Origin of the sequence: Streptosporangium oxazolinicum (genome assembly GCF_039537505.1) — a bacterium.
GTDB lineage: Bacteria > Actinomycetota > Actinomycetes > Streptosporangiales > Streptosporangiaceae > Streptosporangium > Streptosporangium oxazolinicum.
Genome location: NZ_BAABAQ010000002.1, coordinates 981,760 through 1,004,954 on the forward strand (window position 1 = coordinate 981,760; position 23,195 = coordinate 1,004,954).

20 protein-coding genes, 1 tRNA gene and 1 riboswitch are annotated in these 23,195 nt (G+C 68.6%); of the genes, 10 read left to right on the forward strand and 11 right to left on the reverse strand.

Annotated elements, in window-relative coordinates; genetic code table 11:
- Window positions 1-130: 130 nt before the first annotated feature.
- From ybiA to ABD817_RS09340, 3 genes are all read left to right on the forward strand, one after another.
- Window positions 131-700, forward strand: coding sequence for a riboflavin biosynthesis intermediates N-glycosidase (gene ybiA, locus ABD817_RS09330; protein ID WP_344917081.1), 570 nt, complete (start codon window positions 131-133; stop codon window positions 698-700).
- A gap of 564 nt (window positions 701-1,264) precedes the next feature.
- Entirely contained in the window at window positions 1,265-1,573 is a 309-nt protein-coding gene (locus tag ABD817_RS09335) for a hypothetical protein (protein WP_344917083.1), read from the forward strand.
- A gap of 28 nt (window positions 1,574-1,601) precedes the next feature.
- Window positions 1,602-3,593 carry a hypothetical protein gene (locus tag ABD817_RS09340; protein WP_344917086.1) on the forward strand — a complete coding sequence of 664 codons (1,992 nt, stop codon included), beginning with the start codon at window positions 1,602-1,604 and terminating at the stop codon, window positions 3,591-3,593.
- A 10-nt stretch (window positions 3,594-3,603) separates the two neighbouring features.
- On the opposite strand, the gene ABD817_RS09345 is transcribed toward ABD817_RS09340, so the two are convergent.
- Window positions 3,604-4,080 (reverse strand): hypothetical protein, encoded by a 477-nt coding sequence (locus tag ABD817_RS09345; RefSeq protein WP_344917088.1) that lies wholly within the window; start codon window positions 4,078-4,080, stop codon window positions 3,604-3,606.
- Window positions 4,081-4,572: 492 nt separating this feature from the next.
- Here ABD817_RS09345 and ABD817_RS09350 point away from each other — a divergent pair, with 492 nt between their 5' ends.
- From ABD817_RS09350 to ABD817_RS09365, 4 genes are all read left to right on the forward strand, one after another.
- Window positions 4,573-5,400, forward strand: coding sequence for a helix-turn-helix domain-containing protein (locus tag ABD817_RS09350; protein ID WP_344917091.1), 828 nt, complete (start codon window positions 4,573-4,575; stop codon window positions 5,398-5,400).
- Entirely contained in the window at window positions 5,391-5,591 is a 201-nt protein-coding gene (locus ABD817_RS09355; protein ID WP_344917094.1) for a DUF397 domain-containing protein, read from the forward strand. Before ABD817_RS09350 ends, ABD817_RS09355 begins: the two co-directional genes overlap by 10 nt.
- Window positions 5,592-5,741: 150 nt before the next feature.
- Window positions 5,742-6,503, forward strand: coding sequence for a neutral zinc metallopeptidase (locus ABD817_RS09360; protein ID WP_344917097.1), 762 nt, complete (start codon window positions 5,742-5,744; stop codon window positions 6,501-6,503).
- A 550-nt stretch (window positions 6,504-7,053) separates the two neighbouring features.
- Complete coding sequence (locus ABD817_RS09365) at window positions 7,054-7,881, forward strand: sulfite exporter TauE/SafE family protein (protein WP_425583299.1); 828 nt, start codon at window positions 7,054-7,056, stop codon at window positions 7,879-7,881.
- 463 nt (window positions 7,882-8,344) lie between these two features.
- Here the strand turns inward: ABD817_RS09365 and ABD817_RS09370 are convergent, their stop codons facing one another.
- Both ABD817_RS09370 and ABD817_RS09375 read right to left on the reverse strand, forming a co-directional pair.
- Window positions 8,345-8,767, reverse strand: a complete 423-nt coding sequence (locus tag ABD817_RS09370) for a hypothetical protein (RefSeq protein WP_344917099.1) — start codon at window positions 8,765-8,767, stop codon at window positions 8,345-8,347.
- Between the two features lie 746 nt (window positions 8,768-9,513).
- A tRNA-Ile gene (locus tag ABD817_RS09375) sits at window positions 9,514-9,587 on the reverse strand.
- Window positions 9,588-9,748: 161 nt separating this feature from the next.
- On the opposite strand from ABD817_RS09375, the gene galK reads away from it, so the two are divergent.
- The gene (gene galK, locus ABD817_RS09380; RefSeq protein WP_344917101.1) at window positions 9,749-10,891 is read left to right on the forward strand and encodes a galactokinase; all 1,143 of its coding nucleotides are present in this window, start codon (window positions 9,749-9,751) and stop codon (window positions 10,889-10,891) included.
- A 405-nt stretch (window positions 10,892-11,296) separates the two neighbouring features.
- On the opposite strand, the gene ABD817_RS09385 is transcribed toward galK, so the two are convergent.
- The 6 genes from ABD817_RS09385 to ABD817_RS09410 form a co-directional block, all read right to left on the reverse strand.
- Window positions 11,297-13,078 (reverse strand): dipeptide ABC transporter ATP-binding protein, encoded by a 1,782-nt coding sequence (locus tag ABD817_RS09385; RefSeq protein WP_344917103.1) that lies wholly within the window; start codon window positions 13,076-13,078, stop codon window positions 11,297-11,299.
- Window positions 13,075-13,944: an ABC transporter permease gene (locus tag ABD817_RS09390; protein WP_344917105.1), complete on the reverse strand. Its 870-nt coding sequence runs from the start codon at window positions 13,942-13,944 to the stop codon at window positions 13,075-13,077. Before ABD817_RS09390 ends, ABD817_RS09385 begins: the two co-directional genes overlap by 4 nt.
- Window positions 13,945-14,185: 241 nt before the next feature.
- Complete coding sequence (locus ABD817_RS09395) at window positions 14,186-15,163, reverse strand: ABC transporter permease (protein ID WP_344917107.1); 978 nt, start codon at window positions 15,161-15,163, stop codon at window positions 14,186-14,188.
- Complete coding sequence (locus tag ABD817_RS09400) at window positions 15,160-16,800, reverse strand: ABC transporter substrate-binding protein (RefSeq protein ID WP_344917109.1); 1,641 nt, start codon at window positions 16,798-16,800, stop codon at window positions 15,160-15,162. Before ABD817_RS09400 ends, ABD817_RS09395 begins: the two co-directional genes overlap by 4 nt.
- Before the next feature lie 152 nt (window positions 16,801-16,952).
- A complete protein-coding gene (locus ABD817_RS09405; protein ID WP_344917111.1) occupies window positions 16,953-18,722 on the reverse strand; it encodes an FAD/NAD(P)-binding protein in 1,770 nt (589 codons plus the stop codon).
- Window positions 18,719-19,654: a glutathione S-transferase C-terminal domain-containing protein gene (locus tag ABD817_RS09410; RefSeq protein ID WP_344917112.1), complete on the reverse strand. Its 936-nt coding sequence runs from the start codon at window positions 19,652-19,654 to the stop codon at window positions 18,719-18,721. Before ABD817_RS09410 ends, ABD817_RS09405 begins: the two co-directional genes overlap by 4 nt.
- A 39-nt stretch (window positions 19,655-19,693) precedes the next feature.
- Window positions 19,694-19,806: riboswitch (SAM riboswitch) on the reverse strand.
- 52 nt (window positions 19,807-19,858) lie between these two features.
- On the opposite strand from ABD817_RS09410, the gene ABD817_RS09415 reads away from it, so the two are divergent.
- Window positions 19,859-20,380: a DUF402 domain-containing protein gene (locus ABD817_RS09415; RefSeq protein ID WP_344917114.1), complete on the forward strand. Its 522-nt coding sequence runs from the start codon at window positions 19,859-19,861 to the stop codon at window positions 20,378-20,380.
- A gap of 224 nt (window positions 20,381-20,604) precedes the next feature.
- On the opposite strand, the gene ABD817_RS09420 is transcribed toward ABD817_RS09415, so the two are convergent.
- Together ABD817_RS09420 and ABD817_RS09425 are read right to left on the reverse strand one after the other, a co-directional pair.
- Window positions 20,605-21,357: an ABC transporter permease gene (locus ABD817_RS09420; protein WP_344917116.1), complete on the reverse strand. Its 753-nt coding sequence runs from the start codon at window positions 21,355-21,357 to the stop codon at window positions 20,605-20,607.
- Window positions 21,350-22,288 (reverse strand): ATP-binding cassette domain-containing protein, encoded by a 939-nt coding sequence (locus ABD817_RS09425; RefSeq protein WP_344917118.1) that lies wholly within the window; start codon window positions 22,286-22,288, stop codon window positions 21,350-21,352. The genes ABD817_RS09420 and ABD817_RS09425 overlap by 8 nt, the downstream gene beginning before the upstream one ends.
- A gap of 100 nt (window positions 22,289-22,388) precedes the next feature.
- Here ABD817_RS09425 and ABD817_RS09430 point away from each other — a divergent pair, with 100 nt between their 5' ends.
- Window positions 22,389-23,129: a TetR/AcrR family transcriptional regulator gene (locus ABD817_RS09430; RefSeq protein ID WP_344917120.1), complete on the forward strand. Its 741-nt coding sequence runs from the start codon at window positions 22,389-22,391 to the stop codon at window positions 23,127-23,129.
- The last annotated feature ends 66 nt before the right edge of the window (window positions 23,130-23,195 follow it).

Genomic DNA, 23,195 nt, shown 5'->3' on the forward strand with positions numbered 1-23,195 from the left:
CGGGGAGCCCGGAACCTGAGAACCCGAGAGAAGGCGCGACCGTGCTCACACCTCGGCCTCCGGCCGCCGCCGTTCCGTCGAGCCGCTAACCCGGTGGCCGTCCGACGGCCATCCGTGACACGGTGTACCGGTGTCCGATCTCATCAGAGCGCCCCGCTCGGTCGCCGAGGCCGTCGCCGCCGAGCGGGACGGCGAGCGGTTGCGTTACCTGTTCTTCTGGGGCCACCGGCCGCCGCGTGACGGCGGGGTCGGCGCCGGGTGTCTCAGCCAGTGGTGGGAGGCCGCCTTCACCTCGGAGGGGCACGACTTCCGGTCGGCCGAGCACTACATGATGGCGCACAAGGCGTGGCTGTTCGGCGACGGCGAGACCGCCGCGCGGATCCTCGCCGCCGAGCACCCAGGCGAGGCCAAGAAGCTCGGCCGCGAGGTCCGCGGCTTCGACGGGGCCGCGTGGGACGAGCACCGCTACGAGATCGTGGTGCGCGGCAACATCGCCAAGTTCGGCGAGCACCCCGGGCTGAAGGACTTCCTGCTCGGCACTCGCTCCCGCGTCCTGGTCGAAGCCAGCCCCGTCGACCGGATCTGGGGCATCGGGCTCGCCGCCGACGACGAACGCGCCGCCTCCCCCGCCACGTGGCGGGGCCTGAACCTGCTCGGCTTCGCCCTCATGGCCGCTCGCGACGCCCTGGAGGCCACGTGACCCACTTCCTCTGAAGCTTTCTCTGTAGCAGCATGCCTCGTGGCCCGTCGCCACGGCCCTCCGTCCGCTGCAGCCGCCGGATCTGGAGACGCAGCTCCCGTTCACGGTTCGCACGCTGCTGCTCCGCTCACGCCGTAGCTCTCGTTCTTCGGCGGCCTTGTCGTCCTAGCGTGCCCGGGTCTCCTTGATGTGATAAAACGTGGCTCGGGATATCCAAGCGGCGATCACACCGGCCATGGCCCCGTTCACCTGACCGGTGAGGAGCAACACGAAAGTGGCCATAAAACACGCCCATATCATGGCTTTCGCGACGTTCTCTATCGCGTCGATGTGCGCTTCGAACGGTGTCACTCGTTACCCCGTTGCTGTTGGGTGAAGTAGTCGGTTTGGCATGAGATGGAATGGCCGATATGTCGGCCTGTCGGCTCTCGTGCCCATGGATACGGATACAGCGACCGAAACGCGATGTCGGCGCCCTCCGGGCCTTGTCGGCATAGATGATCAATACCTACTGTGGTATTCGACTTTCTCTTCCATCAGGGGCCAGGAGAGGACGGGGGCGGCGTGGCCGAGCGGATGGTGCCCAGTCCCCGGCATGAGCGGTTGAGGCAACTGCTCGTGGAGGCCGAGGAGCGGGCACACGAGGTACGGCAGGCATACCAGCGCGCCCTGGGGGCGATGCAGTCGGGAAAGGTCTGGACGGGGCCGACGGCCACCACCTGGGTCACCGAGCTGGGAGAGCGGCACCAGCGGCTGGGGCGGCTCGCTCAGCGCGTGGTGGACGCGGTCGAGGAGGAGCTGCGCCGCCACCCTCCGCTGGTGACCGAGGCCGAGGCGAACGCCATGCGCCGGGATATGGCCGGACGCACATGACCGCCATGACCAGGAGGGGGACCGTTCCATGGCACCAACCGCCGAGTTCTGCGGCATCGACCCCGAGGAGATGGGGACGCTCGCCGCGTCCCTGGGCGGCGCCGCCGACCGGCTGACCGCGTTCCGCGAGGAGTTCGACAGGAAACTCGGCCAGAACGGGATCAGCGTCCCCGCGCTGCGAGAGATCGCCGACATCGCCGACTGGGGCCGGACCCAGGTTTCCATGCTCCACGACCGGATCGACCTGATCAACACCCTGGGCAACGGCGCCCCGGAGCTGGGCAGGGCGGGTGGCGCGATCTCGCTGGCGGCGGGCCAGCGGGGGCTCGTCCGCCTCCCCGACGAGCTGAAGGACTTCGAGGTCGCCCAGGGCCTGGCCAGGATGTACGGCGAGGACATCTTCGTGAACTTCGGCGGTGAGCCGCAGGCCAAGCTCATCCACGAGCACGCTGACAAGATCGCCAAACTCGCCGAGAACCCCCAGGCCGCCGCCGCCTTCTTCGCCCTGCTGTCCCCGAAGGTCCGCGACAGCCTGCCCAACCTCATCGCGGTCACCGGCAGCAAGACCGCAAAGCAGGACCTGGCCGCCTTCAGCAAAGCCCTCGGCGCGGCTCTGAACGCCCCCACCCTCGTTCCAGCGTTCGCCAAAGTCAGGGACGACCTGGTGAAACCGGCCGACAGCAAGGTCGCCGCCTGGAACCGGCTCGCGCTGCTCAAGGGCGCGAACGCCCCCTCGTCCGTCCGCAGCGCGGCGGCCCGCGCACTGACCCTGGACGAATTCGCGAAGAAGCCCCGGCAGGACTGGCGCGCCGGCGGACCCGCCGAGACGAAGGCGTACGACCTGCCCGAAGACCTGGTCGCCATGGGGCTGGAAGTCCTCACCGGGGACGGCGCGGCAGTGCGGGACGCGTTCGCCAAGATGGGCGGGGCCGACGTCAAACTGAGTCGCCCCGACAAGATGAAGCTGTTCCTCGACTACGCCAAGGGGACGGGCAATGGGGACGAGGTTGTTGAAGCCTTCGGCCGGGCGATGGAGGCGGGCAGCGAAGTCACCACCGAGAAGGCCGGTCAACACAGCCCGGAGGCAGCGGCTTTCGCTTTGGATGCGATAAAGGTCGCAGGCTCCTTCGGCGACGACCTGCCGATGATCGGCTGGGACTCCATGAGCGTGATCGCGAAGTCGTACATCCACGAACTGGCCTCGGGCGCCCGCTTCGATAAGGCCGTCTATCGCACCTCCGGAACGGGGGTCCCGGAGAACTGGGTTCTCCTTCCTCCCGGACCCCCGACATTCTACCTCAGCCCGGGCGACACCTTTCGCTTCCTGAAGACCTTTGTTGGAGACAAACGGCTCACCGACGACTTCGACGCGACGGCAGCCCAGTTCCGTTACGACACGTTGACGGCGGCGGCTCGTCTGGATGCGCAAGCAGAGCAGAGTCACTTCGAACAAACCTCAAAAATGTTTGGTGACCTGGCTGGCCTAGAGTTCAAGGCGACTCTGGATGTGCGCGGAGAGCAGGACGCCATCAACGAAATGGTTCTCGATATCGCCAAGAATACCGTCTCCTTCGGAATCGACGGAATTTCCCCGACGAGTAGGGGCGCCATAGCCACATGGGAGTTAATCAAGACGTTTGGCGTCAGCACCGGCCTTGACAAGGTAGCCGATACCGTCGAGACACAAGTAGAGAAAGCCACCGAGGCTCGGGCCGACTTTGTTCTGCGCCTGAAATACGACATGGCTCGTCTCCTCCACGATGCCGACTATCCAGCTAGCGATCCCCCTGCCGAAATCGTCAACAGGAGAACCGGAAATCTTAAGACATATGACGAATTCGTGGCCGAGGCGAAACAGGAAGCCAGAGGCGGTAAAAACTGGGAGCAGGTACTACAGGAGAAACTGACACCCTACGAACGCTGGATGGACAGTAACAGAAATCTCGATTACAAGGCTGAAAGTGCCTCAACTCATCAAGCCAACGAACGCCCCAAGGAAGAGATAGACCTCTGGGAATGAGTCGAATTCGTTAATGCGGCAGGCAGGCGGTCACCGCACGCAGCCGCCAAGTGGGAGCATCGGGAGTCACAAATACGCTCACTTTGATCTCCGGATCCTCCTTCGTGCCGTAAATGAACCGCCCCTCCTCAACATCTATCTGACTGAGGTCATACTCCAGCTTGTATCCAAGAATCCGGGAAAGCGTGCTCTCCATCAACCCTTGAGCCAAGTCAAGATGACTATCCATATTGGAAGCTCTACGCTCGTAGTCAGCTGTAGCTCGCAATACTCGCTTGAATTTTCCCTTGGCACAAGGAATGTCCTTATCAGGACGCTGCAGGATGCGTAGTTTATTGAGCGGGTTCTTGAAGATGCTGTCGACCTCCAGGCGTTGCGTGTCCTTCTGCAGCTCCGCTACCGCCTTATCCAGGGTGGGTTCGGAGGCACATCCCGATGACATCATCGCCAGCGCCAAACCTACGATCAGCAGCCGGATGAAACGCATTTGGGACCTCCGGGGGGTAGTAGACGCCGGGACGTACCAATCTTTACCCACCCGGCCCGCCTTCGCCACACCCTTCCCATACTCGTTCGTCAGCCAAGGGCAGTTGCCAGGTCACTCCTACCGCCGTCATCAGCCAGGGCAAGGGCATGTGCTTGCGGGCCGGAGTCACGATCCGTGCTACCGGCGGCTCACTTGCCGTCATAGTCCCACCTCTCAAATGCCTTCCGATGTTTACGGTCGAAGACCGAAAGAGCGCCGCCTCACTCACACCCGGCCCGATTCGCCTCCGACTGAAAATCGGTTGACCGCTTTCTTTCCAACGCTTTCGCGAGGAGGATTTCTATACCTAGAATGCCTCATCAGTAGTCGACTGACTACCGGATCGGCAATCGAGGTTAGAGCGGATGATGACAGTCGTTGGTCTACCCGGATTGGATTCGATATTACCGGCCGACCGCTAAGTCCGCTTTTTCTAAATCGGGAGGAAATGCGATGGAAGGTGTGCCGCCCCTCGACCCTGGATCCCCTCGCGTGCAGTTCGGTGCCGAGATGCGCCGGTTACGGGAGGCCGCGCAGCTCTCACAGTCCTCCGTGGCCTCCCGGCTGGGGTGCACGCAGACCCAGGTAAGCCGCCTGGAGGGCGCCAGTCGCACCCCGTCGAAGTCCGACGCCGAGAAGCTGGACCGGCTCTTCGCGACGGCCGACGGCAACGCCTTCGTCCGGCTCCGCCAGCGCATCCTCGCCCAGCCCGGCGGCCCGATCTGGTTTCAGAGCTGGGTCGAGGAGATCGAGCCGACCGCCCTCGTCCTACGTTCTTGGGACCCCCTCCTCATCCCCGGCCTCCTCCAGACGGAGTCCTATGCTCGGCACATCTTCAGCCAGGAACCTCAGACGACCCCAGAGGAGGTTGAAGGACGAGTCCAAACCCGCATACAGCGGCAGCAAACCCTCGATCGGGACACCCCTTTCTCGCTCCTCATGCTCATCGACGCAGGCGTGCTACGCCGTAAGGTCGGTGGAGCCAAGGTGATGCACGAGCAACTCGGCCATCTACTGGAGATCACCCAGAGGTCGACCATCTCCATTCAGGTCGTCAGTCCTGAATGCCTGACCGGCCTGATGGGCGCATTCATGATTGCCGAACTTCCGCATGGGCAACCGGACGCCATCCACGTGGACTCATCGGACGAGGGGCACGTCACGACTGATCATGATTCCGTGACCGCCATCTGGAAGCGCTATGAGACGATCCGACTCTGGGCCTATCCTGAGCACATGTCCCTCAAAATGATCGAGGATGTGAGACTGGAATGGACCTGAGCGCTGCGGTATGGCGTAAGTCGTCGCGCTCCGGCGGAAATGGTGGCCAGTGCGTTGAGGTGGCCGCCAACCTGCCTGGAGTGGTCGCGGTCCGCGACAGCAAGGACCCTGAAGGCCCCAACCTGCTTTTCACCCCCATCGAGTGGGGCACCTTCGTACACGGCATCAAGACCGGCGACTTCGACAACTGACGATGACCGACTCACGGTGTAGTCGTCCGAATCTCCGATGACTCCTCGGCCGAATTTGATGAAAGCGAAAGGTCGTCGCAGCGCACCGGACGATAACGGTCGGATAATGAGACGTCCCCCGCGTCATGCCCGCACCTATGATCATTCTTCATGATGATTCGCACATCGGCGACCGCTTTTGGGGTGTTCGTCCTATTATTTACCGGTACGGCCAGCACGGTTACCGCTTCCGCTTCCGCCGGTCCCATCGTTGGGGCTCCCGAGCTGACCCACAACCCGCTCTACAAACAGGGCCGCCTCCCCGCCATCTCCTGCAAGGTGACCAAGGGCACCACCAAGGCCTCCACGACGAGATACCTCAACAAGATCGTCGGCTGCCTGAACTCCGCCTGGCGCAAGACCGTCAAGGACTTCGTCCCGGCCGGGGTGAGTGTCAAGACCAAGGCCGAGGGCGGCCTCTGCCTCACCGGCCTGGAGGTGGCCGGCTCCTTTGCCGCCACCTGCCACGGCTCCATCCAGGTGCAGCTCGGTTCCGACTGGATCAAGGCCAAGTCCGACCAGGCCATCCTCGTCGAGGTCACGCGCGCGTACGCCGGAGTCGTCCAGGGGCAGGCAGGCATCAGCGAGGCCTGGTGGGCGTTACCGGCCGGTGACGAGAAGGACGGTGGCGACGAGCAGACGCACCGCTTCTACCTACAGGCCGACTGCCTGGGCGGGGTGTCCATGAAGATCCTGGGACGCTCGGCCAAGAACTGGAAGCCCCTCCTCACGGCGGAGACGCCGAAGGAGTACGGCAGATTCGACTGGTACGGCAAGCCCGCCAACCGTCTCCACTGGTTCGAACAGGGGTACACATCAAGAGGACCGGGCGCGTGCAACACCTGGAAGGCCCCCTCCTCAAAGGTCGCCTGACCCCCCGCCGGCGCATCTCGGGAACGAGCACGGCCGGAACGGTTCCAGACCGCGGACGCCGTGGAAGGTCTACCCGGATGCGTCGTCGAGTGGGTTGGAGCCGTTCGCGGCCGTCCCGTCACCGCCGGACAGTGACACGTCCGGCGCACGGATTCAAAGGGGGAGACCAGAACCCCGCACCCCGGGAATTATCAGCCCCCATGCTCTTCGGCACGACCATGCTCTCGAACAGCAACTTTCCTTGATCAAAATCGCCGCACTCTGCGACCTCGGCGCGCATTCGGCACGGCCAGGGCGAAACGATCACTGGACGGTTCAGCTGGCCAGCGCCCCTCGAAATACTTCGCCGAGCACCAAAGTGTTTCCGGTCTAGCCTCGACCCCGTGAGAATCTCGCCGGACACCGCCCACCAGAGGGAATCGCCCACCCTGGCCGAGGCAGGCGTCACCCCCGTGTCGTGGTCCTCGGTAACCGATCGGCCCCAGCCACCGGGACGATTCCTCACCGGCTCGCCGGTTCCAAGGGCGCTTGGGCCGGTACGCCGCGAAGCATGGCCCTCGCGCGCCGGCTGGCCGGGCATGGACGCCGATTCCGCGAGGGAAGCGACCGAGTGACGCTGTGGGAGATACTCGCCGTCTTCGCTGCGGGCATCGGCGCGGGCATCGTCAACACCGTCGTCGGCTCCGGGTCGCTGATCACCTTTCCCGTTCTGCTCACCACCGGCATGCCGCCTGTCACCGCCGCCGTCTCCAACACGCTGGGCCTGATTCCCGGCTCCATCAGCGGGGCCATCGGTTATCGCACCGAGCTCAGCGGCCAGGGCCGGCGCATCCTGAAGATGAGCGTCGGCGCCCTGTTCGGCGGCCTCGCGGGCGCCATGCTCCTGCTGACCCTGCCCGCCACGTGGTTCGAGAGGATCGTGCCCGCCCTGGTAGGTCTCGCCCTCGTCCTGGTCCTCCTCCAGCCCTGGATCAGCAAAAGCGTGCGGCGGCGCCGCGAGCGCACCAGCAGTTCACCCCACCCCGACGGCGGCCCGCTGCTTCTCGTCGGGCTGACCCTCGCCAGCGTCTACGGCGGCTACTTCTCGGCCGCCCAGGGAATCATCTACATGTCCCTGATGGGCATGCTCCTCGACGAGACCCTGCAACGCCTCAATGCCGTCAGGAACGTCCTCGTCGCCGTCGTCAACACCGTCGCCGCGCTCTTCTTCCTCTTCTCAGCGGATTTCGACTGGACGGCCGTCGTACTCCTCGCGATCGGTTCCGCCCTCGGCGGCCTGATCGGGGCCAGAGTAGGCCGCCGCCTCAGCCCCACCGTGCTGCGCTTCCTCATCGTCGCGGTCGGAATCGTCGCCATCGTCCGGCTGCTGCATCACTGACCCAGACCCTCCACCCCCCGACTTCCTGTCCTCCGGCCTCCTCAGCGGTGACCTGACGGTCTGGTGAGAGCACTCGCGTGGTGATCGACCGGCTACGCCGGTAGATCCAAACCGCCATGCGCCCTCACTTACGGCGACAGCTGGCGATCTTCATCAAACCTGGGAACGATCTGTGACAGCCGGATACGACAAAAGCGCCCTCAACCGCGAACACATCTGGCTCGCCAACCGCCGATGCGCCTGGCGGCGCCGCTACGACCGCGGACACCCCGAGCCCCTCCCCGCCCATGCCGTACGGCCACCCGAGCCCGAGCCCGCCGAGACCATCCCGCAGACCTGCGAGCTGGTCGAGCTGCCCGGCTTCGAGCAACTCGACCAGCTCCCCCTTTGGCGCTCCACAGATCAGAACCTGTGCGCCGCGTTATATGCCTACACCGGGTATGCCCTCGAAAGTATTGACGCGTCAGCTCGAATAAGGGTTGTCGTAGTAGCTCCACCCGCAGATATCGGTCCCCGTTACGTCTGCGCAGACATAAACGGTTACACCCCGGACGCGGGCGTTGTCTCGCCAGATGAGTCCTCCTACTCCAGACTCCCCGCCGCTGCACGGGTCGGTGTGCTTACGAGTGTCTTTCCCGTAACCCAGTTCGTTGACGATCCGCATGTAGGTGTAGACGCCTATGTTGTCGCACTTCTGATCCCAGGCCACGAGGGTGATGCCGTCGAGGTTGGCGGGATTGCTGGACGACCAAGTCCAGCTTGCTTTGCCCTGGCCGCCGGACACGTGAAGCCAGTCGCCTCCCGCCGCGTGCGCGGGGGCGGCTGCTGTAACCGTTAGGGCGGCGACGCAGGCCGCTACCAGGAGGGGGGCACGCAACTTCTTCATAAACCCGTTCATTGCAGGTTTCTCCCGAGGAGCGAAGGTTAACGAAACAACGTGAAGCCCGAATCACCCTTTCTATTTTTGGATGATTCCGGCATGCGGAATTCATTAATAATTACCATTTATGCGTGATCTTGTGACCCTGTAAGCTTCAAGGGAGCCGCATGTGCAAACCTCGGCAAAGCCCGTTGACGACCTTGATGGACGAAGAAGGCCGACGCGTCTGAGGTGCGAGGCGGTAACGGCCGCTACGCCCGCGCCCCCGACGTCGCCGAGCGTGACGCCCAGGCGTACCGGCTCCGTGCACGGAACCTCACCTGCCAGCAGATCGCCGACCAGCCCGGATCCTCCGCTTCGCCGACCTTCGTGCCGAGGAGGCCGGAGGACCGCAGAGGGTCAACCTGGCGCTCCCCGACCTGGAGTGGAATCAGGAAACGGAGCAGACGGAACCGAGTACGCCTCACCGTTCGGCAAGCGCATCTACGATCTTCGGCACGCTTGCCTGTCCACCTGGCTCAACGCCGGGGTAATCTCCTGCCCAGGTCATAGCATGAGCAGGACACAGTGTGGACGCGCTGTTGAAGATCTACGCCAAGCGCCGGATCTCTAAGGCGCTTGGCGAAGGCCGACGATCTCCCCAGAGCTTCGGCACAGCCATTCGCGGCCGATCAGCGACAGCCGGAGGCGGCAAAAGCACCCGTAGCTGCGAATACGCAGACCAGGAGCGCTTTTCGGATGGCTGCGGAGGGTAGGGCGGGCGGGACTCGAACCCGCGACCCAGGGATTATGAGTCCCCTGCTCTAACCGGCTGAGCTACCGCCCCTCGCGCGCGCCGTACGCGGCATTCAACCAAACGTACGCGCTGTTCGCACACCTGCCGGGCGGGACGGGTTCAAGATGTGACCTTCGGCGGTACCGAGCACGGAACCGGGCTCAGGTGGAGTCGCTACCCTACTGGTGGACCTTGTTGAGGAGTGTTGGATCATGCGCGTTATTGGAGCTTTCAGGGACTCGTACGGCATGGAACCGGCCGGGGTGTGGCACGCTCCGGGGCGGGTCAACCTGATCGGGGAGCATACCGACTACAACGACGGGTTCGTCCTGCCGTTCGCGCTGCCGTGGGGGGTGAGCGCGGCGGTGTCGCCGCGCGAGGACGGGGTGATCAGGCTGCGGTCGCTGCAGGCGGGTGGGCCGGCGACGCTGGCGACGCCCGACGAGGCCGAGGGCTGGGCCCGCTACGTGGCAGGGGTGTTCTGGGCCCTCCGCGAAGCGGGGCGGAAGCAGGGACAGGGGAAGGGGCGCCCGGTCGGCGGGGCTGACGTGGTGATCGACGGGGACGTGCCCCAGGGGGCGGGACTGTCGTCGAGTGCGGCGCTGGAGGTGGTCGTCGCCACGGCGCTGAACGAGCTGTACGGGCTCGGCCTGACCGGGATGGAGATCGCCCTCGCCGCGCAAAGGGCCGAGAACGACTTCGTGGGCATACCGTGCGGGATCATGGACCAGGCGGCCTCCGCGCTCGGTGAGGAGGGGAAGGCGCTGTTCCTGGACTGCCGGAGCCTCGGGAGCAGGAACATCCCGTTCGATCTGGTGGGTCACGGCCTGCAGCTGCTGATCATCAACACCGGGGTGCACCACGAGCTCGCCGACGGGCGGTACGCCCGCCGTCGCGAGGACTGCGAGAACGCCGCCAAGCGCCTGGGGGTCGACGCGCTGCGCGACGTCACGGACCTGGCGGGCGCCCTCGCGAGGCTGAGCGGCGACGAGCGCAGGCGCACCCAGCACGTGGTGACGGAGAACCACCGGGTCGAGGCGGTGATCGGGTTGCTGCGAGCTGGGGCGGTACGGGAGATCGGGGCGCTGCTGAACGCCTCCCACCTGTCGTTGCGCGACCAGTTCGAGGTGTCCTGCGCCGAGCTGGACGTGGCCGTGGAGTCGGCGGTCAGGGGCGGGGCACGAGGGGCGCGGATGACCGGGGGCGGGTTCGGCGGGTCGGCGATCGCGCTGGTCACCGACGACCGGGTGGAGTCCGTACGGGAGTCGGTGACCGGGGCCTACGCCGAACGCGGCTGGGCCACACCGGAGATCTACCCGGCGACCCCGGCCAAGGGAGCCCGCCGCCTGCTCTGACCGGCCCGATCCCGGCACACAGGACCACCCGATCGACCGGCTCGCCCCGGCACACGGGAACATCTGGCCGCTCAACCCGTCTCGGCGCGTAGGACCACCTGGCCGACCGGCCCGTCTCGACGCGTAGGACTACCCGGCCAACCGGCCCATCTTGGCGCGTAAGACCACCCGGCCGCGCACCCCGTCTCGGCGTGTAAGACCACGGACCAACCGGCCCGATCCCGGCTTCCGGACCCGCTCAGACGTTCATGGCACCCCTGGGAGACCGCCGGGCGGGAGCGCATCCCGGCCGAGGCGATCTCACGGGTGTTCACGTACGACTGGCCGCTCTTTCTCGGCTCGCCCCCTCGGTACGGCCCTCACCCTGCCCGGAGCGCCGGTCCTGCCCGGCATCCGCAGGCCCCGTCAGGGCTCGGCCGACACCAGTTTGGGTACCGCGCCGAGCAGCTCGCGGGTGTAGTCGTGCCGGGGCAGGAAGAACACCTCGTCCACGTGCCCCTCCTCCACGACCCGTCCGCCGCGCATGACCAGCACCCGGTCGGCGACGTGGTGGACCACCCCCAGGTCGTGGGAGATGAAGATCAGCGCGGTCCCGTCGGCGGCCTGGATCTCCGCGAGCAGGTCGAGCACCTGGGCCTGGATCGACACGTCCAGCGCGGAGACCGGCTCGTCGCAGACGAGCACGTCGGGGCGGGTGGCGAGGGCCCTGGCGATGGCCACGCGCTGGCGCTGGCCGCCGGACAGGCGCCGGGGGTGTGAGTCGGCGACGTCCGCGGGGAGGCCGACCCGGTCCAGCAGCTCGGCCACCCGGTCCTTTCTCCACGAGCTCGGACGTCCGAGGAAGAGCTCACCCCTCGGCGAACTCTCCTCACCCCAGGAATCCCGAGAACCCCGGGAATCCCGAGAACCCCGGGAACCCCCCGGGGAAACGGCCCCGCGACGCGGCCCGCTCTCGAAAGCGGCTCCACGGTGGGACCCCCTGTCGAAGGAGTCGAAGGACACGCCACGGAGGGGTTCCGCGACCAGGCGGCCCACCGTGTAGCGGGGGTCGAAGGAGTCGAGCGGGTTCTGGGAGATGACCTGGATGCGGGACCTGCGGGACCGCCGCCCGCGCTCGCGGATCCCCGACCAGGGCTCGCCGCCCAGCCGGACCTCCCCCGAGACGGGTTCGAGCAGCCCGAGGACGAGCCGGGCGACCGTGGTCTTTCCTGACCCCGACTCCCCCACGATGCCGAGTGTCTCACCGGGGTAGACCTCGAAGGACACGTCGTCGACCACGGTACGCGAGCCGTACGCGGCCGACAGCCCGGAGACCTCCAGGATCGGCGCGGCGTGGTCGACGGTCCGCTCCGGCAGCGGGGTGCGCAGCGCGATTCCCCCGGTGGCGACGGCGGACAGGCGGGTGCCGCGCGAGGCGGCGGAGGGGACGGCGGCGAGCAGCAGCCTGGTGTAGTCGTGCCGGGGCTCGGACAGCACGCGTCCCGTCGGCCCCTCCTCGACGATCACCCCGTCCTTCATCACCAGGACGCGGTCGGCGACGGCGGAGACCACGGCGAGGTCGTGGCTGATCATGAGCAGCGCGGTGCCCTCGGCCTTGCGGGCGGCGAGCAGCCGCAGGATCTGGGCCTGTACGGTGACGTCGAGCGCGGTCGTCGGCTCGTCGGCGATGATCAGCGGCGGTCCCGCGGCGATGGCGGAGGCGATCAGGGCGCGCTGGCGCAGCCCCCCGGACAGCTGGTGGGCGTACTGCCGGGCCCGTACCTCCGGTTCCGGCACCCCGACCGCCTCCAGCAGCTCGATCACCTTCTCCTTCCGGGCGGCGCGGGGTATGACGTCGTGGGTGGCGAGCACCTCGGCGATCTCGTCGCCGACGGTACGGAGCGGGTCGAGCGAGGTCAGCGCGTCCTGGAGCACGAGTCCCGCGAACCGGCCGCGCAGCCGCCGCCAGTCGCGGGTGCCGAAGCGGAGCGCGTCCCCGCCGTTCACGGTGAACCGGGAGGCCGTGACCTCGGCGCCGGGACCGGCCAGCCCGACCAGGGTCCTGGCCGTGACGCTCTTGCCGGAACCGGACTCCCCGACGATCGCCACACATTCGCCCGCCTCGATCGACAGGCTCACTCCCCGTACGGCCCGCACCCCGGCCCGGGGGAAGCCGACCCGCAGGTCCTCGACGTCGATGAGGCTCATCGTTGTCTCCCTTCGAAACGGCGCTGCAGGCGGCGCCCGACGAGTGTCAGGCTGATGACGGTCAGGGTGACGGAGAGGCCGGGGAAGAGCGCGGTCCACCAGGCGACGCGCAGGTAGTTACGGGCCTCCGACAGCATCGAGCCCCACTCGGGGCTGGGCGGCTGCGGGCCCATGCCGAGGAAGCTGAGCCCGGAGGTGGCGATGATGGCGGTGCCCATGCCGATCGTGGCGAGCACCGGCAGGGGGCCCAGCACGTTGGGCAGTACGTGGCGGACGACCAGCACCGGCCCGGCCAGGCCGAAGGTGACCGCCTGTTCGACGTAGCCGGAGCGGCGCACCACGAACGTCTGGGCGCGGATCACGCGGGCGTAGTTGGGGATCTGCGCGATGCCGATCGCGAGGATCACGTTGCCGGTGCCGGGACCGGTGATGGCGATGACCAGCAGGGCGAGCAGCAGTTCGGGGAAGGTGGCCACGACGTCGAACAGGCGGCTGAGCAGTTCGTCGAGGTAGCGGGGGGACAGCCCGGCCAGGATGCCCAGCAGCGTCCCGACCCCGGCGGCGAACAGGATGGCGGCGGCGCCGATGCTCAGCGAGTGCCCGGCGCCGTGGACGACGCGTGACAGCACGTCGCGGCCGAGGTGGTCGGTGCCGAACCAGTGCTCGGCGCTCGGTCCCGCGAGCGCGTGCAGCGGGTCGGCGGCGAGCGGGTCGACGCCGGTCAGCAGGCCGGGCGCCACGGCCGCGAGCGCGGCGACCGCCAGGAACAGCAGCGGCGCGACCAGCGGCGCGCCGAAGCCGTACCGGCGCCCGGCCGGAGCGGGGGCGGCGGCCACGACACCGGGGGCCTCCGTGATCGTCGTCATCGGCTCCTCCTCAGGAGAAACGACGATCCCGGACGATGCGACGACGCCAGACGGTGCGACAACCCCGGGCGACGCGACGACCCTGGACGGTACGACGACGCTGGACGGCGCGACGACCTCAGGCGGCGCGACGACCTCAGGCGGCGCGGACGGTGCACACGGTGTAAACGATGCGGCGACCGTGACGCCACCGGCCCCTCCCCCGGCGGAACCGCCATCGGCTCCTCTTCCAACGGGACCGTCATCGGCTCCTCCTCAGGCGGGGGTCGATCGCGAGGTAGGCGAGGTCGACGATCGTGCTGACCGTCACGTAGGCGAGGGCGGATATCAGCACGACCGCCATCACCAGGGGCATGTCCTTGGAGTTCACCGCGCCGACGGTGATCTGGCCGAGCCCCGGGCGGCCGAACACGGCCTCCACGATGATCGCCCCGCCGAGCAGGAAGCCGGTGAACCAGCCGGTGAGGGTGACGGCGGGGAGCAGCGCGTGGCGCAGGGCGTGCCGGGCGACGAGCCGCCACTCGGTGATGCCGCGCGAGCGGGCGGTCACCGCGAACGGCTCCTCCAGCGCCCGTTCCAGGCCGTCGCGGAGCACCTGGCCGAGCACGCCCGCGACCTGCAACCCGAGCGCCAACCCGGGCAGTACGAGGGAGATGAGCCCTTTGTCCCCGGAGACGGGGAACCAGCCGAGGGTGAAGGAGAAGACGGCGAGGAGCAGGATCCCGATGAGGAACGGCGGGACCGAGACGGTGACCAGCTCCGACAGCCCGGCCAGGCCGCCGAGCCAGGAGCGGCGCCCGGCGGTGCTCAGGGCGAGCACCAGGGCGAGGACGATCCCGAAGGTCGCGGCGGTGAGCGCGAGCTGGATCGTCGGCCAGATCTGGGAGGCCAGGACGTCGGCGACGTCGCGTTGCAGGACGTAGGAGCGGCCCAGGTCTCCCTGGAGCAGGCGGAGCAGGTAGTCGCCGTACTGCTGGAGCGGGGAGCGGTCCAGTCCCCACTCGGCGATGATCTGCGCCCGCCGCTCCGGGGTGTCGAGGCCGCCGTCGCTGCCGATCAGCACGTCGACCGTGTCGCCGGGGGCGAGCAACAGCGCGAGGTAGGCCCCGGTGGCGGCGGCCCAGAGCACGGCGACGCCCGCTCCGAGCCGCCGGACCACCGGGCCGAGCCACCCGGCGGCGGCCAGCCCCCGCCGCCGGGTGAGTGTGAGAGTGCTCACGTCCCTATCCGGATGTCGTAAGCACTGTTGGGGGTGCCGGAGACCGGCTCGAAGGTGACCCCGGTGACCTTGGCGCTGTAGGCGATCTGGTCGGCGGGTACGTAGACCGGGAGCAGGATCGCCTCGTCGGTGACGACGGTCTTCTGCACCTTCGCGTAGAGCTCCTTGCGCTCGGCGGCGTCGGAGGTGGCCGACGCGTCGGCGAGCAGCTTGTCCAGTTCGGCGCTCCCGAACCTCGTGCGGTTGATCGCGGCGTCCTTGGCCAGGATCAGGTTGAGCGCCGCCCCGGCGTCGGTGTCGCCGCGCGAGTTCTCGAAGATCTCGTACTCGTTGTCGTCGATGGCCTTCTGCGCGGTGCCCTGGTCCACGATCTTGACCTGGAAGTCGATTCCCGCGCTCTGCTTGATGGCCGCCTGGAAGGCCTGGGCGAGGATGTCGCGGCGGTCGCGGACGAACGGCGCGGCGTTGACGGTGCGCACGGTCAGCCTCTTGCCGTCCTTGACCCGGTAGCCCTCGGCGTCGCGCTTGTCCCAGCCCGCCTCGTCGAGCAGCTGGTTGGCCCGCGTCGGGTTGTTGCCGAAGGTCTTCTCCAGCGAGGGGTCGTAGAACTGTGGGCTGCCCTGGCCGATGACGCTCCAGGCCCGCTTGGCGGTGCCCTGGTAGACGGAGTTGAGCACGGCGTCCACGTCGACGGCGTCGCGGAAGGCCTCGCGGACCCGCTTGTCGTCGAACGGGGGGCGGGAGACGTTGAAGTAGTAGGAGAACGCGCTTCCCGAGTTGAGGCTGGTCTCCAGCTTCAGCTCCGGGTCGCTCTTGATGAGGCCGATCTCGGTGGCGGGGACGCCCTCGATCACCTGCACCTGCCCGGAGGTGAGCGCGCCGACCCGGACCGCCGCCTCGGACAGGAAGCGGTACGTGATCTCGGCCAGGTGCGCCGGTCCCTGGTGGGCGGCGCCGGTGGGCGGCCAGTTGTAGTTCGGGTTGCGCCTGTAGTGGACCTCCTGGCTGGGGGTGAACCGGTCGAGGATGAACGGCCCGGTGCCGACCACGTCGACGCCGCCCGCCTTGAGGTCCTTGGCGTTCTTCAGCGACTTCGGGGAGACCTGGCCCGCGTACGGGGAGGAGAGGAAGTCGAGGAACAGCCCGTCGGGGGCTTTCAGCGTGACCTTCAGGGTGTGCGGCGCGGTCGCCTCCGCCCTGTCGAAGTTGCGCAGCTGGATGGCGCTGACCGCGGCGTTGTAGCCAGGCGAGACGAGCTGGTCGAGGTTGGCCTTCACCGAGGCGGCGTCGAACTTCTCACCGTCGTGGAAGGTGACGTCGTCGCGGAGTTCGAAGGTGTAGGTCAGCCCGTCCTCGGAGACCTTCCAGGACGTGGCCAGCCAGGGCAGGAACTCGCCGTTCCTCCCGCGGGCGATCAGCGCGTCGAACTGGTTGTGGACCAGGAGGCGGGCCTTGTTCTGGCCCCACTGGTGCGGGTTGAAGGTGATCGGCTGTGTCTCCACCGCCCACACGAGTGACCCGCCGTCGCCGCCGGTCCCCTCACCGCCGGCCGCCGCGCTCGGGGCTCCGCTCTCGGCTCCGCACGCCGCGAGCGCCAGCACCCCGGCGAGCGTCAGGGCGCCCCATCGCAACTTCACGTTCTTCTCCTTGCGCTGTGGTACGACGTGCTTTTCCAGGACGTGCTTCTGTGTCACGGGGTCCCGCGCGACGTGCTTCCGTATGGCGTGCGCGGCCGGGCCGGTGACGCGCCGGTCAAGGCGTCCGGGGCGATCAGGGCGATCGGGACGGTTCATGCGACGTGCTGTCTTGTCTGGATCCCGGCGGCCTCGGACAGCACGATCCGGGCGAGGGTGTCGGCGTGGCGGAAGAGCGGGGCGTTGAGGCGGGGCCTGGCGAAGCCGCCGGTGGCCCGGCCGCCGACGACCCAGGGGCCGAAGGCGAACCTGCGGGGGTGCGGGGTGCCGGACCTGTCGAGCAGACGGCGGTCGGCGGGCCGTACGTTCACCAGACCCGACTCCTCGTCGAGTTCGCCCCGGTCGCGGAGCGCGCTGATGAGCGGGTCGACGGCCCGGCTCACGCTGGGCGCGGGCAGCCGGGCCTCGACGAGGGTCGTGGCCGTCACGCCGCCGGGCACGGTGGGGCTCTGCGCCCGCCAGCGTCCCTCGTACTGGTCGACCTTGAGGTCCGCGCCGAGGAAGGTGACCACCCCGGCCCTGGCCAGGGCGCGCAGCTCCTCCAGCCGGGGTCCCGGCGGGCCGCTCGCGACGTAGCTGAAGAACCCGCCGAACCACGGGTCGGAGATGCCCAGCTCGGCGAGGACGCCGTAGACGGAGAGCAGCCCGAGGATCATGGCATGGTCGGCGCTGTGCGCCGGGTCCGAGCGTCGCTGCAGGTCGACGGCGAGATAGCCGTGCATCCACTTTCGCAGACCGGCCTGGTCGCCGAACCGGATGCCGTCCAGCGGCCGGTCGAGCCGGTCGAAGTCGAGCCGGTCCAGGTGCCGGGGCACGGCCTCGCGGATCAGCTTGCGCATCCCGAGGCTGCGCCACTCCTCGGCGGCGAAGCCCTCCTCGAACTCCTCCCAGCCCAGCTTGGCGCGCTTGGGGTGGGCGGTGATGAGCTCGTGGTAGTACGCGAAGGCCAGCTCCTTGGCGACCAGCGGCCACACGTCCCGGCGGAAGTTCCACGGCCCCCCGCTCAGCACCTCGCCCAGCGCCTCGCGGGTGAGGAAGCGCGGCACCGGCGGGCGGGCGCCGGTGAAGGGGTAACCGGTCTTGGAGTGGTACGGCACCCCGCGCCGCGATCCCACGTGCAGGAGGGGCTCGCGCCCGTTGGGCAGGTAGACCAGCTCCCCGTCGTACTCGCGGACGAACCGGCCGCCCCGGCCCGAGGTGAGCAGCACCATCAGGTCGACGAAGGCCAGCCCCATCCCCCGCATGATCACCGGTTCCCCGGCGGGAATGCCGTCCAGGTCGAGGTCCGCCGCGTAGCCGGTGGGCAGGTAGCGCAGCCCCCCGCGCGCGGCCAGACCGGCCAGCGCGCTCTCCTCCCTCGTCGGGGTCACGTCGCCGTGCCCCTGGGCGAGGATCACCGCGTCGGCCTCGATGGTCCGGCCGTCCTCCAGGATCACCGTCTGGCCACCGGGGACGTCGGCGAGGTCGACGGCGCGGGCGGGGTGCACGTGCACCCGGACACCGCGCGGGGCGTTCGCCACCGCGTGCCGGAAGACGTGGGAGAGGTAGCCGTTCTGCGCCGGGCGGGAGGCGAACCTGCCGGGGTCGCCGCCGAGCCACTCGGCCAGCGTGGGTCCGGGGCGGATCGGCCCCTCGCAGCGCACCGACTCGTCGGTGAAGAGCGTCACGTCGGCCGCGGTGGAGTTCATCCAGAGCAGGTCCGGCTGGTCGCGGCGCCAGACGCGCCCGCCGCCCGGCGGGTGGGGGTCGATCACGTGGACGTCCAGCGACGGCCAGCCGAGCAGGTCGGCGGCGTTGGCGCAGATCCGCTCCACCAGGCAGGTGCCCGTCGGTCCCGCGCCGACGACGGCGATCGAGGCGCTCATACGGCGGCTCTGCGGTGCGGCTGGTCCCAGTCGGCATGCAGCGGCTCGACCGGGATCCGCCAGGCGTCGGTCTCGACCTTCCGATAGGAGATGACGGTGAAGTCGGTGTTCTCGCGGAAGGCGGGGTGGGTGTACAGGTCCCTGGCGTAGGCCCACAGGTTGGGGAAGGCGGTCAGCGGGCGCTCGCTGATCCTGGCCGCCGGGTTGTCGCTCAGGTCGAAGCGGAGCAGGGTCGGCCAGAGCCGCACGTCCGCCTCGGTGATCCCCGAGCCGAACAGGAACCTGCGGTCGGCCAGCCGGGCGTCCAGCTCGTCCAGGAAGGCGACCACGGTCCCGCGCGCCTCGGTGTACGCGGCCTCGGTGGTGGCCGACGCCACCCGGCCCGCCGCCGTGTTGACGATCTCGTAGATCCTCGTGTTGAGCTCGTCGATCTCCGGCCGGAGCTCCTCGGGGTAGAGGTCGGCCTCGGGGTCGCCGCCGAACCGGGTGGCCAGGTCGATCGTGATGTCGGGGAAGTTGTTGCTGACGACGCGGCCGCTCGTCCTGTCCCACAGGACCGGCACCGAGACGTGCCCGTCGAAGCCGGGTTCGGTCGCCTCGTACGCCTGCCGCAGGATGGTGAACCCGTTGACCGGGTCGGCCCCGCGCCGCTCGCGGAACGCCCATCCGCGCCCGTCGCGCTCGTCGTCGACGTAGGAGAGCGAGACCACGTCCTGGAGCCCCTTGAGGGAGCGCACGATGGCCGCGCGCTGCGCGTACGGACAGACGGCCGCGACGTAGAGGTGGTAGCGGCCCGGCTCTGCGGGGAAGGCGGGTGTGCCGATCCGCCCCTGGAAGGGGTAGCGCGGGCCGGGCCTGCCACCGGGCCGGTAGTGGCCGTGGGTGTCGAGGTCGACGGGGCTCGCGTGGTTCAGTGTGCTGGTCTTCGGCATCTGGCACTCCCGGGCATGTCTCGGTGACCCCGATGAAGGGATCCGCGCTTGCGGCACGCCTGCCGTGCCGCCTGGTCTCCCCCGGGGGCACCCCGCCGCGGTGCGAGGGTTGCCGGTCAGCCAGCCGGGGCTTCTCACTGACGCTCTTAACCTATTTAGAAGGTAGGAAATACATAGATCTCTGTCAAGCCTTAATGTCGGGGAATGTCCTATGAGAGCGTGAACGTGGTCTACCGCAAGTACGACGGGTCGCTGCACTGGCACCACCGCGGCCTGTTGCTCGGCGAGGACGAGCACGGGGTGTGGACGGGCTGCGTCGCCAACTCCAGCGGCCACAAGGGGGAGGGCCCCGCGGTCGCCTGGCCGCACCCGTTCGTGATGCTCTTCCCCCGCGACGCCTGGTGGACGGCCGCCTTCAACACCGCCCCGCACAAGCACGAGATCTACTGCGACATCTCCACGGTGCCGGAGTGGAGCGACGGCGAGGTCACCATGATCGACCTGGACCTCGACGTGATCCGGACCCGCAGGAACCTGCTCAAGGGCCGCCCGAGCCGGGTCTTCCTGGACGACGAGGACGAGTTCGAGGAGCACCGGGTCAAGTACGCCTACCCGCCCGACGTGGTGGAGAGCGCCCGCGCCTCGGCCGCCTGGCTGATGGAGGCCGTCACCGCGCGCACCGCCCCCTTCGGTGACGCGCCGCACTGGCTCACCCTGGTCAGCTGAGCCCGGCGGTCGCCCGAGCCCCTTTCCGAATTCCCCGAACCCGAGCCCGGCGGTCGTCCGAGCCCCTTCCCGAAACAGCGACCGGCTTCCCTGGAACCGCGACCGGTTTTCCCGGAACAGCGACCGCCGGACCCGGTCTCCCGGGCCCGGCGGTCCGCGGTGCGACGCCTCCCATACCGGCCGTGGCGGGTGACGCCCCTCTGGACACCCCCCTCGGCCTCACCTCAGTGGGCGCGGCGGCGGAACAGCCTGCCGGAGAGCATCGCCGAGACCAGCAGGAAACCGCCGCACCAGGCCAGCGCCTTCCACGGATCGCTCCCCACGGGCTGGTCCAGCAGCAGGCCGCGCACGGACTCGATGATCGGCGTGGCCGGCTGGTTCTCCGCGAACCCGTGCAGCCACGTGGGCATGGTGTGCACCGGGACGAAGGCACTGCTCGGGTAGGGCAGGAACATCACGAAGAAGGTGAAACCGCCCGCCGCCTCCGGCGTCCTGGACAGCAGGCCGACCACGGCCGAGACCGAGGATATGGCCAGGACGAACGTCACCAGGACACCCGTCGCCGCGGCCCAGCCGGCCAGGCCCGCCTCCGTCCGGAAGCCGAGCAGGAACGCGACGACGAACACGATGACGAGCGAGGCGAGGTTGCGCACGGTGCTGGCGGCCACGTGCCCGCCCAGGAACGCCCCGCCCCCGACGTCCATCGACCTGAACCTGTCGACGATCCCCCGGCTCATGTCCTGGCTGACGGCGACCGCCGTCAGGGAGGCGCCGTAGGAGGCGCACATGACGAGGATGCCGGGGACGGCGTAGGTGACGTAGTCGACGCCGGTCTGGATCGCGCCGCCGAACAGGTAGACGAACAGCAGCATGACCAGGACGGGCATCAGGAACGAGGTGAGCAGCGCGTCGAGATTGCGCAGCGACAGGCGGACGGCGCGGCCGGTCATGACCGGCCAGGCGGCGAGTTCAGACACCGGCCCGCTCCCTGTCCGTCAGGGCGAGGAACGCGTCGTCGAGCGTGGCGCCTCGCACGGTGAACCTCTCGATCGCCGAACGTTCCGGGTCCACCTCGTCCAGCAGGGCGCGGACCTCCGAGGCGCTTCCGCCGACGGCCGCCCCGACGGTCAGCCTGGCGAGATCGGTGTGAACGGCACGCGCCCCGAGGAGGCGCGTCACCTCGGCGAACGACCGGGCGTCGGACAGGATGAGGTCCAGCCGCCAGGCGGCGACCCTCGCCTTGAGCTCGTCGGCGGTGCCCTCCGCCACCACCCGCCCGCCGTCGAGCAGCGCGATCCGGTCGGCCAGGCTGTCGGCCTCCTCCAGATACTGGGTGGTCAGGAAGACCGTGGTGCCCGAGCCGGTGAGCTGGGTGATCACCTCCCACATCGCCTGCCTGCTCCGCACGTCGAGACCCGTGGTCGGCTCGTCGAGGAAGATCACCGACGGTGCGCCGACCAGCCCCGCGGCCAGGTCCAGGCGTCGCCACATGCCGCCCGAGTACGTGCCGACCCGCCGTTTGCCCGCCTCGACCAGGTCGAACCGCTCCAGCAGCTCGGCCGCCCTGCCACGGGCCCCCGCGCGTGACAGACCGGACAGGCGGCCCATCATCCGGAGGTTCTCCTCGCCGGTCAGCAGCTCGTCGACCGCCGCGTGCTGGCCGGTCAGGCTGATGGCGCGGCGGACGCGGCGGCGGTCGCGCACGACGTCGAACCCGGCGACCGTGGCCCGTCCCGCGTCCGGGCTCACCAGCGTCGCCAGGGTGCGTACGGTCGTGGTCTTGCCCGCGCCGTTCGAGCCGAGCAGCGCGTACACGCTGCCCTTGGCGACGCGCAGGTCGACGCCTTCCAGGACGGCGAGCCGACCGTAGGACTTGGTGAGGCCGACCGCCTCTATCGCTGGTTCCACTACCCCTCCTGTGTATGGCGTACGCTCTACTGTTTATGGCATACGCGGTATTGCGTAAGGTATACACTCACAGGAAGGGACGGTCAAGCTCGGGAGCGCGATGGAAGTGCCGGAAAGCGTGGAGATCGCCTGGGGCCTGCGCGAGCGGCCGGGCAAGGGGCCCAAACGCACCCTGACCCTGGAGCACATCGTGGAGGCGGCCCTGCGGGTGGGCTCCGCGGAGGGACTCCCCGCGGTCTCGATGAGCAAGATCGCCGCCGAGCTCGACGTCTCCACGATGGCGCTCTACCGATATGTCGCCTCCAAGGGTGACCTGCTCATGCTCATCACGGACGCGGTGCTCGGCCCGCCGCCCCCGCTCCCCGAGCCGGGCGACGACTGGCGTGACGGCGTCTATCGATGGGCCGACGCCATGCGCGCCGCGCTACAGAGCCACCCCTGGTCGTTGCGCATCCCCATCACGGGCCCGGGGCTCATGCCCAACCACGTCGCCTGGATGGAGGCCGGGCTGCGCTGCCTGCGTGGCACCGGACTCGCCCCGGACACGAAGATGGCGGCGCTGCTGCTGGTCAACGGCTTCGTCAGGACAGAGGTGGCGCTCCTGGCCGACCTGCGGGACGCCTTCGACGCCTCCAAAGTCACCGAGGAGGAGATGCTGTCCGGCTACGGCCGGTCGCTCGCGAGGCTCATCGACGCCCAGCGCTTCCCGGAGATCCACGAGCTCCTTGAGGCTCGGGCCTTCGACATGCCCGGCAGCGGCCCCGACGACGAGTTCGCCTTCGGCATGGAGCGCATCCTCGACGGCCTCGCGGTGCTCGTGACCGGAAAGCCTCCCGCCTGATCATCCCAGGCTGCCTCACGCCAGCCCACGCCGGAAACCCGTCCGCGCCCGCCGGAACAGGGAGCG

What these genes read in the sequence shown, in the direction of transcription:
- ABD817_RS09340 (WP_344917086.1), top strand. Translation starts at nt 1,602, where the DNA reads ATGGCACCAACCGCCGAGTTCTGCGGCATCGACCCCGAGGAGATGGGG.
- ABD817_RS09345 (WP_344917088.1), bottom strand. Translation starts at nt 4,080, where the DNA reads ATGCGTTTCATCCGGCTGCTGATCGTAGGTTTGGCGCTGGCGATGATG.
- ABD817_RS09350 (WP_344917091.1), top strand. Translation starts at nt 4,573, where the DNA reads ATGGAAGGTGTGCCGCCCCTCGACCCTGGATCCCCTCGCGTGCAGTTC.
- ABD817_RS09355 (WP_344917094.1), top strand. Translation starts at nt 5,391, where the DNA reads ATGGACCTGAGCGCTGCGGTATGGCGTAAGTCGTCGCGCTCCGGCGGA.
- ABD817_RS09360 (WP_344917097.1), top strand. Translation starts at nt 5,742, where the DNA reads ATGATGATTCGCACATCGGCGACCGCTTTTGGGGTGTTCGTCCTATTA.
- ABD817_RS09365 (WP_425583299.1), top strand. Translation starts at nt 7,054, where the DNA reads ATGGCCCTCGCGCGCCGGCTGGCCGGGCATGGACGCCGATTCCGCGAG.
- ABD817_RS09370 (WP_344917099.1), bottom strand. Translation starts at nt 8,767, where the DNA reads ATGAAGAAGTTGCGTGCCCCCCTCCTGGTAGCGGCCTGCGTCGCCGCC.
- galK (WP_344917101.1), top strand. Translation starts at nt 9,749, where the DNA reads ATGCGCGTTATTGGAGCTTTCAGGGACTCGTACGGCATGGAACCGGCC.
- ABD817_RS09385 (WP_344917103.1), bottom strand. Translation starts at nt 13,078, where the DNA reads ATGAGCCTCATCGACGTCGAGGACCTGCGGGTCGGCTTCCCCCGGGCC.
- ABD817_RS09390 (WP_344917105.1), bottom strand. Translation starts at nt 13,944, where the DNA reads ATGACGACGATCACGGAGGCCCCCGGTGTCGTGGCCGCCGCCCCCGCT.
- ABD817_RS09405 (WP_344917111.1), bottom strand. Translation starts at nt 18,722, where the DNA reads ATGAGCGCCTCGATCGCCGTCGTCGGCGCGGGACCGACGGGCACCTGC.
- ABD817_RS09410 (WP_344917112.1), bottom strand. Translation starts at nt 19,654, where the DNA reads ATGCCGAAGACCAGCACACTGAACCACGCGAGCCCCGTCGACCTCGAC.
- ABD817_RS09415 (WP_344917114.1), top strand. Translation starts at nt 19,859, where the DNA reads ATGTCCTATGAGAGCGTGAACGTGGTCTACCGCAAGTACGACGGGTCG.
- ABD817_RS09430 (WP_344917120.1), top strand. Translation starts at nt 22,389, where the DNA reads ATGGAAGTGCCGGAAAGCGTGGAGATCGCCTGGGGCCTGCGCGAGCGG.